At 42.5% G+C, this 13,660-nt stretch carries 10 protein-coding genes; 3 read left to right on the forward strand and 7 right to left on the reverse strand.

The window, feature by feature from the left end; all coding sequences use genetic code 11:
* Positions 1-200 precede the first annotated feature (200 nt).
* The 4 genes from nifU to nifB form a co-directional block, all read right to left on the reverse strand.
* Positions 201-1,100, reverse strand: a complete 900-nt coding sequence (gene nifU / locus V7K45_RS28375; RefSeq protein WP_335008612.1) for a Fe-S cluster assembly protein NifU — start codon at positions 1,098-1,100, stop codon at positions 201-203.
* Positions 1,101-1,269: 169 nt separating this feature from the next.
* Positions 1,270-2,478 carry a cysteine desulfurase NifS gene (gene nifS, locus V7K45_RS28380; RefSeq protein WP_335008614.1) on the reverse strand — a complete coding sequence of 403 codons (1,209 nt, stop codon included), beginning with the start codon at positions 2,476-2,478 and terminating at the stop codon, positions 1,270-1,272.
* Positions 2,479-2,512: 34 nt separating this feature from the next.
* A complete protein-coding gene (locus tag V7K45_RS28385) occupies positions 2,513-2,869 on the reverse strand; it encodes a 4Fe-4S binding protein (RefSeq protein ID WP_335008616.1) in 357 nt (118 codons plus the stop codon).
* Between the two features lie 140 nt (positions 2,870-3,009).
* Positions 3,010-4,461, reverse strand: a complete 1,452-nt coding sequence (gene nifB / locus V7K45_RS28390; RefSeq protein ID WP_335008618.1) for a nitrogenase cofactor biosynthesis protein NifB — start codon at positions 4,459-4,461, stop codon at positions 3,010-3,012.
* Positions 4,462-5,578: 1,117 nt separating this feature from the next.
* On the opposite strand from nifB, the gene V7K45_RS28395 reads away from it, so the two are divergent.
* A complete protein-coding gene (locus tag V7K45_RS28395) occupies positions 5,579-6,175 on the forward strand; it encodes a Uma2 family endonuclease (RefSeq protein ID WP_335008620.1) in 597 nt (198 codons plus the stop codon).
* A 61-nt stretch (positions 6,176-6,236) separates the two neighbouring features.
* Here V7K45_RS28395 and V7K45_RS28400 read toward each other — a convergent pair whose 3' ends face one another.
* Both V7K45_RS28400 and V7K45_RS28405 read right to left on the reverse strand, forming a co-directional pair.
* Positions 6,237-6,578, reverse strand: coding sequence for a XisI protein (locus V7K45_RS28400; protein WP_335008622.1), 342 nt, complete (start codon positions 6,576-6,578; stop codon positions 6,237-6,239).
* The gene (locus V7K45_RS28405) at positions 6,560-6,982 is read right to left on the reverse strand and encodes a XisH family protein (RefSeq protein ID WP_335008624.1); all 423 of its coding nucleotides are present in this window, start codon (positions 6,980-6,982) and stop codon (positions 6,560-6,562) included. The genes V7K45_RS28400 and V7K45_RS28405 overlap by 19 nt, the downstream gene beginning before the upstream one ends.
* A 172-nt stretch (positions 6,983-7,154) precedes the next feature.
* On the opposite strand from V7K45_RS28405, the gene V7K45_RS28410 reads away from it, so the two are divergent.
* On the forward strand, positions 7,155-8,099 hold the full coding sequence (locus V7K45_RS28410; RefSeq protein ID WP_335008626.1) for an NAD(P)-dependent alcohol dehydrogenase: 945 nt from the start codon (positions 7,155-7,157) through the stop codon (positions 8,097-8,099).
* A gap of 291 nt (positions 8,100-8,390) precedes the next feature.
* Here the strand turns inward: V7K45_RS28410 and V7K45_RS28415 are convergent, their stop codons facing one another.
* Complete coding sequence (locus tag V7K45_RS28415; protein WP_335008628.1) at positions 8,391-10,001, reverse strand: PQQ-dependent sugar dehydrogenase; 1,611 nt, start codon at positions 9,999-10,001, stop codon at positions 8,391-8,393.
* A gap of 651 nt (positions 10,002-10,652) precedes the next feature.
* Between V7K45_RS28415 and V7K45_RS28420 the strand changes: the two genes are divergently transcribed.
* A complete protein-coding gene (locus V7K45_RS28420) occupies positions 10,653-13,655 on the forward strand; it encodes a HEAT repeat domain-containing protein (protein ID WP_335008630.1) in 3,003 nt (1,000 codons plus the stop codon).
* Positions 13,656-13,660: the final 5 nt, after the last annotated feature.

The raw sequence follows: 13,660 nt of genomic DNA on the forward strand, positions 1-13,660 counted from the left end.
GGATGATGAAATTTGCAAGTAGGCGCTTAATGTATGAAGCCTATATGCTGTTAGCCGTGATAGCTAATTTAGCTATTGGTTGTCGGTAGGATTGAAGCATTGATGTGGAGACAATTATATGGTTCAAATCCTACTTTCTGTTCCTGGCTGAATGCATATTAGAGCGTATTTGTAGATTACGTTAAGTCCTACAGCAATTCCTAAACTGCTTCGACTACAAGGCTCTTGCTGACACGATCTTGTAATCTGGCTTCGATCGCAATTTTCAGAGTTGCTGTACTACTAGAACAGGAACCGCAAGCACCTTGCAGTACAACTTTAACGCGATCGCCTTCTACATCATAGAGTTCTACATCTCCCCCGTCTGCAATGAGTACGGGTCTGACTTCTTCATCAAGAACTTTTTGAATTAGAGCAATCTTTTGCACGTTTGTTAGCGCTCGTTGCTTAGATGTAACAATTTCTGTGGCAACTTTTACGCCGTAATTGTTGAGAGCAGGTGAGGCGTATTCCTGTTGAACTGATCTAATAATATCATCGATATTAGCTAGACAGGAACCGCATCCGCCACCAGCTTTTACATAATTTGTTACTTGCTCGGCATCCGTGAGATGATTTTCTAGAATCACACGACGAATTTTAGATTCGCTGATGCCAAAGCAACTGCAAACTAATGCACCTTCATCATCATCATCGTGGGTAGCTAGAGGTATGCCACGATAGTTATAGATAGCGGCTTCTAGGGCTTCTTGTCCCATGACAGAGCAGTGCATCTTTGCTTCTGGCAAACCACCCAGGTAATCTGCAATGTCTTTATTGGACACTTTCAGAGCTTCATCTAAAGTTAAACCTTTAACCATTTCGGTTAATGCACTAGAAGATGCGATCGCACTAGTACAACCAAAGGTTTGAAAGCGAGCATCTAGAATCTTATCAGATTCTACTTCCACTTTCAGGTGCAATCTCAGAGCATCGCCGCAAGCAATGCTGCCGATTTCACCCGTTGCAACCTTAACTCCAACTTCGCCCGTTTCTTCAATTTCTCCCTGATTCTTGGGATCGTAAAACAGTTCTAATACTTTATCAGTGTAGTCCCACATATTATTAAGTTCTGAGTGGTGAGTGCTGAGTAATGAGTGGGGAGTGGGGGGATTGGGGAAGGGGTAATGGGGAAGGTGGGGCCCCCTCTGGGGATAAGGGGCGGGGGGAAGGGGAAAAATCATTCCTTTAACCTTTACCCTTTAACCTTTTCCCATTTTTTCCCAGTCCCTAACGATGCGCTAGTGCTTGTTCTTGTCCTTGCAACCAACCTGCATCATCATTTTTGAAGGGTGAGAGGGCGCGTAAACGTTCTACAATACTGGGCATTACCTCTATTACTCGATCGATTTCGGCTTCGGTGGTGTAGCGACAAAGACTGAAGCGAATTGAACCGTGCAAAGTTGTATAGGGTAAACCCATTGCCCGCAGGACGTGGGAAGGTTCGAGAGAACCGGAGGTACAAGCAGAACCAGATGATGCACAGATACCGTATTTGTTCAATAACAGTAGAATTGCTTCACCTTCGATGTACTTGAAGCCGATATTGGTGGTGTTTGGCAATCTCTGCGTAACGTCACCGTTAACGACACAATCGGGAATTTTAGCTAGTAAAGTTTGTTCAAGGCGATCGCGCAGTTTTCTTTCTCTGGCGATCGCTTCTTCTAAGTGTAACAGTTCTAGTTCCGCAGCTTTGCCCAAGGCAATAATTCCTGGAACATTCTCTGTTCCCGCTCTACGTCCGCGTTCTTGGTGTCCCCCAATCATGAAGGGACGGAACCGAACTCCGCGCCGAATATATAAAGCACCAATTCCTTTAGGCCCGTGCAGCTTGTGACCAGACAGGGTTAACATATCTACCGTGCTAGTCTTCATATTCAAGGGGATTTTTCCCACTGCTTGCACTGCATCTACATGGAAGATAGCACCATATTCTTTGACGCGCAACCCAATTTGTTCAATCGGGAAAACCGTGCCGGTTTCATTATTCGCATACATAATTGTCACCAAGGCGGTGTTACCCGTCAAGGAAGCTTCTAGTTCATCTAGATCTAGCTGCCCTTGATTATTTACTGATAGATAGGTAACACTATAACCTTGGGTTTCTAATTGTTTGCAGACATTGAGTACTGCTGGATGTTCAACCTGGGTAGTGACGATATGTCGCTTTTCTGGTTGTGCCAACAGTGCGGCTCGAATCGCGGCGTTATCTCCCTCAGTTCCACAACTTGTGTAGACAATTTCTGACTCATCGGCTCCCAGGATGGCTGCAAGTTGTTCTCTTGCTGTTCTCACTGCTTTACCGACTTGCCCACCAAAGGTATGCATACTGGAGGGATTGCCGTAATAATCTGTCAGGTAAGGTAGCATTACCTCTATAACTTCTGGGTCTACCTTAGTGGTGGCATTATTATCGAGATAGATGCAGTTATTTTGCATTGTTGTCTTCAATTAAGAATTACAAATTATTTAATTAAGCTTCAGAACCCACCGATTGGGATTGACGCTTTTGCAATTGCTCAGAGTATTTCTGGGAATAGCAGTTAAACCAACGTTCCCAGTAATCTTGTTTATTTGTTAATTTAGCGACTACGCGGTTGTAATTGGTAAACCAGCCTTCCCAATAATCGCTAGGCTGCTTAACGCAACCGTCGCAGGTGGGACAACCAGCTTTACACTGAGGCACGGTATGAATACTACCAATACAGTTTGTACAAAGTTCAGGGTCAATCCAGTGCTGTCCGTCAACCACTTTAACTGCATTTGTGGGACATACAGATAGACAGAGATTGCAGGAAATACACTGGCTAGTAAGAATTTTGTAAGCCATGATTTATTCTCCTTTTTTGGAAATGGGGCAGTGGGCATTGGGCATTGAGGATTGGGTTTAGGGGAGGGCATTGAGGATAATTCTTATCCCATGCCCCATACTTTGACTTCGCTCAGTACAAGTGCCCCATGCCCCATGCCCTATTCGTTATTCCCTAATTCCTTAACGTATTGCTCGTAAAACTCTAAAGCAACCTTTTCAATCACGTCGTAAGCTTCAACAGTCTTGATTCCAGCTTCTTGCAATTTTTCTTGAGGACAGTTACCAATCTTGGAGACTAGAACTGCTTTGCAATCTGCGATCGCTTTCATAATATGCTCAAAGGAAGCTTCTTCGCCGTATCCACCTTGGCAGTATTGGTCAATTTTGCGATGGCTGACAAAGCGAACTTCGTTTCCACCCACTTCGTAAATTTGGAATTCTTTCGCATGACCGAAGTGTTGGTTAACTAATCCGCCGCCTTTGGTTGCTACTGCAACAAGGATTTTCGGACTGTTGGCAATTTTCTTACCAGCTAACGCCTTGTCTTTGGCTACTTTAAGTTCTTCTTTAAACTTCTCAATACCTTCGTGAACAGTAGCGCGTTGTTCCATGTCATATTCGGGAGCCATTTCCAAGAATTTCTCTTTAGAAAACTCTTGGCTGCGGTCTTCTCCCAACAATCCGACTGCATCGGCACGACACTGGCGACAGTGACGCATCATTTTCATGTTACCAGAGCAGTTGTCTTGAACTTCTTTGAGTTCTTTGGGTGTGGGGCCGCGTTGACCGGTTAAACCGAAGTGTGTGCCATGTTCTGGTGCAGAAATCAATGGCATGATGTTGTGCAAGAATGCACCTTTCTCACGGATGACTCGATTCACTTCGACTAAGTGATGGTCATTAATTCCGGGAATCATCACGGAGTTAACTTTGCACAAGATGTCAGCATCTTTCAGGGCTTGCAATCCTTCCATCTGTCTTTCGTGGAGAATTTTTGCACCTTCAAGACCTCTGTAACGCTTGCGTCTGTAGTGAACCCAAGGATAAATCTTAGCACCGATCTCTGGATCTACCATGTTAATGGTGATCGTTACGTGATCTATATTTAATTGTTTAATGCGATCGATGTAGTCGGGCAGCATTAAACCATTGGTTGATAAACACAGCTTGATGTCTGGTGCTTGCTCTGCAATCAACTCAAATGTGCGGAAAGTCTTTTCTGGGTTCGCCAATGGGTCGCCAGGACCGGCAATTCCCACAACTGTCATTTGGGGAATCTTACCACCAATGACCAAAGCTTTGTGTGCTGCTTCTTCTGGTGTTAGCAATTCGCTAACTACTCCAGGACGGCTTTCGTTAGCGCAATCATATTTGCGGTTGCAATAGTTGCATTGGATGTTGCAAGCTGGTGCAACTGCAACGTGCATCCGGGCGTAGTGGTGATGAGCGTCTTCGCTGTAGCAGGGATGTTTCGCAATGCGTTCTTGGAGCTTTTCGTCCCTTTCCACGGTGGTGCTGGTGGTGCTATCGCAGCCGCAACCACCTGATTTTGCTTGGGTTGGCGATTCCGTAGCGTTGGAGTTGAGGAGTCGTGTAGACGGTGATGTCATTGAGTTTCGCAAAAGGTCGGTGGACTTGGCTGCCACTGTGGGAGATGCTGTTGCTACTCTTTCATGCCCAGAATTGAAGTCGCGTCTTTCACACTGCCTGCAAACCCTTGGGTTCGGGCGACTTGTTTTCAAGTAAAGCAGGCGATAGATATCTGATGTTCGGCTGGTGTGTGTCAACGTTCGGTTCTTGGGTAGAATTTGTGCTTACAGCCGCGACTTCTCTTCACTTCAGGCATGGTGCTATGTCATCCCTCCACTCACCCTTCGCTTTGTTTCAGAGCGTTAGGTGATTGGCGATATAAGATTTATAGCAGCCGTCTCCCAGCCAGATGTTGCGTCTCTCTAGGATAGAATTTATTGGATTTATTACATTTGTACTCAAATACTAAAAACCCTAATTCTTCAAGCATTACAAGAATTAAAAAAATTTTTTTCAGGTAGGGGTTCTAGTATTTTTTGGTTAGGGTTCTAGTGTTTATAGATAGGGGTTCAGGATTTCTTTGTACTCAGCCACAACCCAATCCCAGCAAAGAATTTAATCTATTTGCAACAGGATTTTAGTTATTTAAATGTGTACTCACATTCCCCTCAATTTGCGTCAAAAGCAAGAAATACCAAGGGTTTGAGGGTGAAAAACTGAAGTAATCTATATTGTTCTACTCCATAAACGTGCAAAATTGAATTCTGTATCTAACATATCATTTTTTTGAGGGTAAAAATGCACTTCATATTATTTTAAGTTTTCTTTGATAATGATGTTCAATTATGCCTTTAAGCCTTGTCTGGTAAGCCATATAAGCTAGTAGGAATAGATGTATTACTGCACATAATTTTCAAAAAACTTAACTTTTTAGTTCTTTTTTTTCATTCCCAGAATGAGGAGATGGGTAGGAAAGTCTCGAATTTTGTGTTTAAGAGAAACAACAAACTATAATCTAACATGATTGAGCGATCGCAATGATTTTTCTGAATTGCTCACTACAAACCTTAACAAAAAACCTCACTCCCTTCCTGCGTCAGAAAGAAGAAAAGTTTAAAGTCTTTCTTCTTTTAAGAGAGAGGATTTTCAGATACCGCTCTTTGTTGCTGATACTATTTAGCTAAAATCAAACCAAGCATGAAAAAATCTGAAGTTACGATCGCCATTTCCCAACAGCCGCCAAAAATGACCGTTGAGGAATATCTCGAATGGGAACCTCAGCAAGACCTTCGCTACGAATATGCCAATGGCGAAGTATTTGCTATAACAGGCAGTACAATTCCCCATAATGACATTGCACTTAACTTGTACACTGCCTTACACCCTCATTTGCATTCCAGAGGTTGTCGAGTGAATGTGTCAGGTGTGAAAATGCAACTTACTGGCCAGAGTCGCTACTATTATCCTGATGTTATTGTCAGTTGCGACCCTGAAGACCTCAACGCCCGCAACTTTATTCAACATCCCAAGCTGATTGCCGAAGTTCTTTCGCCAGGTACAAGCGCTAAAGATCGGGGTGAAAAATTTATTTATTACCTGAGAATTCCTAGTTTGCAAGAGTATATCTTGATTGACTCGGAACAAATCTCCGTTGAGCGTTACTGCCGGGGTGAGGGTAGGATGTGGCTTTACTATCTCTATACGGTCGGAGATATCGTCACTCTATCGAGCATTGAATTTAAATGCCCGATTGAATTGCTCTATGAAGGTGTTGTATTTACCACCGAAGAATAAACAGAATGTTCCATGTTAACTTTTAAAGAACGATGTCTACGACGGGCTGCGCCTACGCACCTTAAGCGACTGCATAGCCAGTGTAGGGTCTTAACTCTGGTGGACGAAAGCCAAGGACAATATGTTCTTTAGGAATTCCAGCCCGTTCTAAATCGGCGGCAATGCCTTCTTCAGTGCCATCGCGTTGAATCCAGATTTTGCCATCAATCAGGTCAATATGAACCAGACAGCCATGAATGCGGCGATCGCCATCCCAACCTATATCCATCCACAAATAGCGATCGCGGTTTCGATCGAACACCACTTCTGATTGAATATTGGCATAAGAATAGGGTAGTGAAGCATATTCAGTAAGGATAGTTTCAATCACCTGGCGATAGTGGTCTAACTTGGTATAATCCATTCTTTAATAACCTCCTGTTTTGGATCGAATGTAATCAGCTTTAAACGATGATTTCTCAGTAATAGTTTGCCGATAGGTTCTTCAAATAAATCATCAAAAATACTGTTAGGTACTGCAAGATATAGTACTCGCTCTGGCTCCAATTCAATTAAGATATCCTGATATAAAATATACTGACCCAACGCTTTTTCTAGATCGTCAACATCCGATCTCCCGGTAAAACTTTTAATTTCAACTGCAATTTTGGATTCTGCTTTTTCAGCCGCCAACAACTGTTTAGCACCTAAATCAATATACAAATCTTTTTTACCAAACTTTAGAGTCAGTGGATCATGAGTAATTGTCCATTTGTCTTTAATCAAAGCATTTTTAACATTGTTGTGATAAAGGTCTCTAGCTGGCATACAGGTGTAATTTTAGACTGATATTTCTATTTTAGGGAATCTCTGATTGTGCACCATCTTCGTTAAATACCATACGTAAGCGTAGCCCGTCGTAGACATCGTTACACTAGATTTGTTAGGAAAAACAGGCTGTGTGATTCAGCAAAACAGAGTAGCAACCAGGAGGAATGCGATGAAAGCAGTGGTTATCCGTCGGTATGGCGGCACTGAAGTGTTGCAATATGAAGATGTGGAGCAACCGAAAATTGAGCCAACGCAGTTACTTGTGAAAGTTCGTGCTAGTAGCGTTAATCCCATTGATTGGAAAATTCGCCAAGGAATGTTGAGTTTGATTGTCGGCAGTAAATTTCCGAAGATTCTGGGGTTTGATGTGGCGGGAGAAGTTGTAGAGGTTGGCTCCCAAGTTACGCGCTTTAAACCAGGAGATGCTATTTATGGGAGTACTAGCTTTCCTGGAGGAGGTTATGCCGAATTTGCAGCTGTTCCAGAAAATGTGGTGGCTCTCAAACCAACGAACTTATCTTATGAAGAAGCTGCGGCTGTACCTCTAGCAGCGCTCACGGCTTTGCAAGCGTTGCGAGATCGGGGAAATATTCAAACCGGACAAAGTGTCTTGATTAATGGTGCTGCTGGCGGTGTGGGGATTTTTGCAGTGCAAATTGCCAAGGCTTTAGGGGCAGTGGTGGCGGGAGTTAGCAGTACTAAAAACTTGGATTTGGTGAAATCTTTGGGAGCAGACCGCGTGATTGATTATACGCAGCAAGATTTCACCGCAGATACAGCACAGTATGACATTATCTTTGATGCAGTGGGTAAGCGATCGCTCTCACAAACCAAAAGAGTTCTTAAACCAAACGGAATTTATATCACCACACTACCCAGCCCCGAAGTCTTGCTAGAAAGCGTCTTAACAGCATTCCTTCCCGGTCAAAAAGCGAAATTTCTCTTTGAGAAACCTAACGTTAAAGACTTGCTTTTTCTCAAAGAATTGATTGAAGTGGGTAAAATTCGTGTGGTAATCGATCGCACATATCCCTTACAAGAACTAGCGGCGGCTCATGCTTATAGCGAAACGGGTCGTGCAGTGGGGAAAATTGCGATCGCGCTGCCGTCGTAGACATTGCAGTTTCTAGTTGACTTTCCAAACATCGTCTCATCTCGTGTTCGGCTAAAGACTTATAATTTAGACCGCAGAGAGCAGGGGGAAAAAGACGTTTCCGATTTTTGCACAGATCCGGTAATCATAAGTGATTAACCGGACTTGATATCAGACCTTTTTAAATTTTGGACTTTCCTGCGGAACGCTACGCGTAGCTTGCTTCCCCGGAGGGGTACGGCGTCAGCGTTCAGTAGAAAACTTTTAAAGTATTCAATCCAAAATTTAAAATCAATAATTCGGTGAGTCGTGCTACTTGACTTCTATAAACGAGATGATATTATCAAGGTCATTTCCAAGAGATTTATAATCACCAGCAGTATAGTCACGGCATAAACCACCAGTTTCATGTTGGCAGACACGTACCTTTGTATCTGGTGGTACACTTAATGAACTAATACTGTCATTACCAACAATATTTAAGTCACCTTGGTTGGCTTTGTATACTCCTGGAGTCGTAGGAAAAGATTGGGAAATTCCACCAAAGTTAGGGTCTTTGTAGACCTTAACCTGTTGTGACGGCGTGGGCGTGTAGGAAAGCTTATAGATAGTGCCGCTGTAGTCATCCGAAATTAACAAATTACCTTGTAGGTCTACTACCGTATCCACGGGTCGCCCCCAGGTTTCTTGCGTTGCTGGAACTACCCAATCGGTGACTAAATTTATCTCCTCTCCTGGGGTCTTTGTCGTACTGTTCCAGGGAAAGTAAGCTATTTTGTAGCCCGTTTTCTTCTGCCGATTCCATGAACCATGCAGCCCTGCCACTACTCCATTTGAGTATAGGCTGGGAAAGTTGGTATTTTGTAAGAATGTTAGTCCCAAGGGAGCTGAATGGGCTTGGATACCTTTGCTAATCCTGTCCATTGCATTGCAATTAACACTTCCATTAGCATTGAACTGATAGTCGCGGTCAAATGGCATATTGTTAAGGTCGTTTGAGGTGTCAGGATTGGGATTGCAGAATGGCCAACCGTAGTTACCGCCATCTCGAACTTTCGTGAACTCCTCTGGTGGGTGGTTGTCTACGTAAGAGGGGATAATCTTACCGTAATTGCCACTGCTATCGTTGAAGGGATAGGCAATGTTATCTCGATTATTAACGACTACCCAAAGATCGTTTGTTCCAGGTAAGAATGCTAACCCTTCGGCATTACGTAAACCTTGAGCAAAAAGCCGCTGATTGGTTCCATTAGCGTTGTACTGGTAAATTGCACCACGCTTTGGAGTACTGACGGTATCTTCCTTACAAGCATTGCATGTAGAGGCGATCGACACGTACAGTTTGTGGTTGGCATCAAGTGCGATATTTTTCAGTTCGTGACCATAAGCGCCTTTGAGTTCCCGTGTGCTGCTGTCTGGTAAGCCAACTACAACGATTTGACGATTTTTTGCGATTAAGTCTCCAGAGTTGTAGATGAAGCGGTTAATTTGATGACTCTCAGAGATATAAACGTATGTGGTGTTATCAATTTTATGAAACACAATGTCATGTGGTTTGCGTAGACCCGTTACGAAGTCAGAAATAATCGGGTCTTTGCTGCCATTTGACCGGACAATTAACACTTTACCGGAACTGGGCTGTGATACTAGAAGATCCCCATTGGGAGCAACTGCCAAAAAGCGAGCCTTGTTAATGCGAGCATAAACAGAGATGGAGAAATTGGGCGGCACTTTCAAATAACGGGGAATATTAAAAGGCCAAGAGGTCATTGTACTAGGCACTTTCAGCTTGGTTTGAACAGAGGCAGGGGGCGGTTGGCCGATCGCTGCGGTGCTAAGAACCTCTAAGGACATCAAGCTAACTAACGATGCGGATAGTATGCGTCCAAGTATCTGTGTTGGTTTTAGAGTAGATGCAACCATTTTGAACTTACCTCTAGCTTGGTAGTGATTTATGTTACACATCATTCTCGACTAGCCGACTTGACCGAGAATTTGAACAAACTAACTCAGAGGTGTCATTTTTTGGAAATACTTAAAATATCTTTATCTACTGCTATTTTTCTAACTTATCAAAAAACTCATCAACCGAGAGTTATAAAACGGTGTACACACAAGTGTTATATGCAAGTGTTTCAAGCTTTCTAGACCCAATAAATTGTCATTACGAGCGCAGTGATAACGGAGCGAAGTAATCACATAATCCCGTGGTTAAAGCGATTGCTTCGTCGTTCCTCCTCGCAATGACAGGCTTCCAGAGCGATCGCACAACCAAGCTAGATGATTAAACCAAGTACTAGTAGTTCGCCAAGTTCACTTGGCGGGGTAAAGGGGAAGGGGGAAGGGGGAAAGGGTTTAAATCCCTTACCCTTTTCCCTTTCCCCAGTCCTCACTTAGCATTTTTGGGTTGGCAGACTACTAGGGTGAATTTTAAGACTTGTATGTACACCGTAGCCTCAAAGGAGAGAGGTTCTTCAGATACCTGTGATATTTCTGCAATCACCCTGAAATCTGGAAACATTACTCCAGCTAGTGGATATACTCGTAATCAAAATCTCAACAGAAGCGAGTATTATGCTGGACTGGTTAGCTATGTGGGGTGTAACTCAGGCCGCCGGGTTGATTTTTAAACCCATTCTGGAAGACTTAGCCAAGGATGCTGCTAAAGATTGGGCTAAAGATTTATTAAAAGGCATCCCTAGCAAAATTTTGCAGAAACTTAAGAAGGAAGATATAGAAATTGCTGCTGGTAAAGCCTTAAAGGAATTTTTGCAACTCATGCAGCAGCAGTTAAAGGTTCGTTGCAAACTTGCTGAAACTGAGATTAAAGACTATACCACAGACATCCAGAAATTTATCAGCGATAAGTCAGTTGCAGAAATTCTTGGTAAGGCTTTTGATATTAATTGTGAATCTCTAGACGCTAAAACCCTAGAAGATAGTTGGAATAGACTGCAATTAAAACCTCTGTCAGCTAAGTTTAACTGGCAATCAATTACAGAACAGTATTTTACACAAGTCCAAGAACTTCTTTTAGATTCAAAAGAATTACACCATATCCTAGAATTACAAAAGTTATCTGATATTGAAATAAATACAAAAGAAATTGCTGGTCTTATTGTAGATTTTAATTTAGTTAAATATCAAGAAGGAATCCGCGAGCGTTATGGCAATCTCAAATTAGATAGCTTAGATACTAGCGGCTATGCCTATAACGAACTTAAATTATGGCGGATTTTTACTGCTCAAAATGTCCGGGAAGCTCATCAAGTTTTACCACAAGTTCACGAACTGCCTAAAGAACATCTTAGACGGCTGCGAGAAAGTGGTCAAGTAGAAGTTGTTGAATTAGAAGAATTAGAACGCCACAAACGGGTTTATTTTGAACAGCCGATCCGTTCAGTATTAGATGTTGTCAATAAAAAGCAAGATTATAAATATCTTGTGATTTTGGGCGATCCTGGTTCAGGTAAGTCTACATTGTTGCAATTTCTGGCTTTGAATTGGGCAGAGTCACCACTGGATAATGTGGTATCATTACCAATTCCGTTGCTAATTGAATTACGCACTTATATGCGACGACGGGAAGATAAAGAGTGCAATAATTTTCTAGAATTTTTTCATCAATGTAGTGGTGCTGTTCATCATCTCAATCAGCTTGAACTAGATAAACAATTAAAAGCTGGTAATGCTTTAGTGATGTTTGATGGTTTGGATGAGGTATTTGATCCTGGTGATAGAGAGGATGTAATTACTGATATTCATCGCTTTACTAATGACTATCCTGATGTGCAGGTAATTGTCACTTCTCGGATTATTGGCTATAAACCACAACGATTGCTTAATGCTGAGTTTCGCCACTTTATTTTACAAGATTTAGACTCAGAACTAATTCAGGATTTTATCTACCGTTGGCATGAGTTAACTTTTATCGATGCAGTAGATAAGGTGAGAAAACGCGAACGGCTACAAAGAGGAATTGCAGCTTCCAAATCTATTGCAGAATTGGCGGGAAATCCTCTACTGTTGACGATGATGGCAATTCTAAATCGGAATCAAGAGCTACCAAGAGATAGAGCTACACTTTACGATCAAGCATCGCGGGTACTACTACATCAATGGGATGTGGAACGCGCTTTGACAGAAGATCAGAGGTTAGACTCTAAGACTATTCATTATAAAGAGAAGCAAGCGATGCTGCGTCAGGTTGCTTATTTTATGCAAACTGCTAATAAAGGTTTGGCAGGTAATTTGATTAATGAAAATGATTTAGTCAAAGTTCTGACTGATTATCTCAAAACCATAGAATTTGATAAACCCAGACAAGTAGCGCGGATGATGATTAATCAACTGCGGACTCGCAACTTTATGTTATGTTTCCTGGGTGCAGATTATTATGCTTTTGTGCATCGGACATTTTTAGAATATTTCTGTGCATCGGAGTTTGTCTGGCAGTTTAAAGAAACGCAAACGCTGACTATTGAGCAACTTAAGAATGAAGTTTTTGGCAAACACTGGCAAGATGAAAGTTGGCATGAAGTCTTGCTGCTAATTGCCGGAATGATTGAGCCAAGATTTGTTGGCAAAATTCTTGATTATTTAATGGCGCAAGATGGCGAAGAGGAAAAGTTTGTCAATCTTTTTTTAGCGGCTAAGTGTCTTGTAGAGGTAAGAAATCGCTCGGCGATCGCGTCAACAGCTACTCTATTACTTGACAAGTTGAAAAACTTAACTAAGTATGACCTCTGGTACTATTACGTCCCCCATCAAGATGAAGAAGCTAAAGTATTTCATGAAATTTGCACTCAAGCAGTCACAGCAATTGCAACGACCTGGCAAGAATCTTCCGACACCAAAGCCTGGCTGCAAGAACGTGCTACCCAGGATGATAACTGGGATGTGCGACATACAGCAGTCGAAGAATTAGCGAAGAATTTCAAAGATGACCCCGACACCAAATTCTTTCTCAAAGAACGTGCTACCCAGGATGATGACAACGATGTACGAGGTGCAGCAGTTCGAGAATTAGCGAAGAACTTCAAAGATGACCCCGACACCAAATTCTTCCTCAAAGAACGCGCTACCCATGATGATGAAAACGACGTGCGATGTGTAGCAGTTCGAGAATTAGCGAAGAACTTCAAAGATGACCCCGACACCAAATTCTTCCTCAAAGAACGCGCTACCTATGATGATGACAACTATGTGCAACGTGTAGCAGTCCAAGAATTAGCGAAGAACTTCAAAGATGACCCCGACACCAAATTCTTCCTCAAAGAACTCGCTATCCATGATGATGACAACTATGTGCGAGGTGCAGCAGTCCGAGAATTAGCTAAATACTTTAAATATCAGCCTGAGTTGTTTGACATATACCACAACTGCGCTGTTAATGATTCCTTTGAGCGCAAGGAAGAGCATGAAACTAATCCTCGGCGTATTGCACTAGAGATAATTATCAAGCAATTTCCTCAGCATCCCCAGACTTTACCACTGTTGCGCGATCGCACACAAAATGACCCAGATGAGCAAGTGCGGGAATTTGCTCAGAAGAAGTTGGCACAATTAGAGAAGTAAAAGAG

This window comes from Nostoc sp., assembly GCF_036917375.1.
GTDB lineage: Bacteria > Cyanobacteriota > Cyanobacteriia > Cyanobacteriales > Nostocaceae > Nostoc.

Excerpts from the sequence above, each read along its gene's own strand:
- nifB (WP_335008618.1), bottom strand. The coding sequence starts at position 4,461 with ATGACATCACCGTCTACACGACTCCTCAACTCCAACGCTACGGAATCG.
- nifS (WP_335008614.1), bottom strand. The coding sequence starts at position 2,478 with ATGCAAAATAACTGCATCTATCTCGATAATAATGCCACCACTAAGGTA.
- V7K45_RS28420 (WP_335008630.1), top strand. The coding sequence starts at position 10,653 with ATGCTGGACTGGTTAGCTATGTGGGGTGTAACTCAGGCCGCCGGGTTG.
- V7K45_RS28415 (WP_335008628.1), bottom strand. The coding sequence starts at position 10,001 with ATGGTTGCATCTACTCTAAAACCAACACAGATACTTGGACGCATACTA.
- V7K45_RS28400 (WP_335008622.1), bottom strand. The coding sequence starts at position 6,578 with ATGGATTATACCAAGTTAGACCACTATCGCCAGGTGATTGAAACTATC.
- V7K45_RS28410 (WP_335008626.1), top strand. The coding sequence starts at position 7,155 with ATGAAAGCAGTGGTTATCCGTCGGTATGGCGGCACTGAAGTGTTGCAA.
- V7K45_RS28395 (WP_335008620.1), top strand. The coding sequence starts at position 5,579 with ATGAAAAAATCTGAAGTTACGATCGCCATTTCCCAACAGCCGCCAAAA.
- V7K45_RS28405 (WP_335008624.1), bottom strand. The coding sequence starts at position 6,982 with ATGCCAGCTAGAGACCTTTATCACAACAATGTTAAAAATGCTTTGATT.
- V7K45_RS28385 (WP_335008616.1), bottom strand. The coding sequence starts at position 2,869 with ATGGCTTACAAAATTCTTACTAGCCAGTGTATTTCCTGCAATCTCTGT.
- nifU (WP_335008612.1), bottom strand. The coding sequence starts at position 1,100 with ATGTGGGACTACACTGATAAAGTATTAGAACTGTTTTACGATCCCAAG.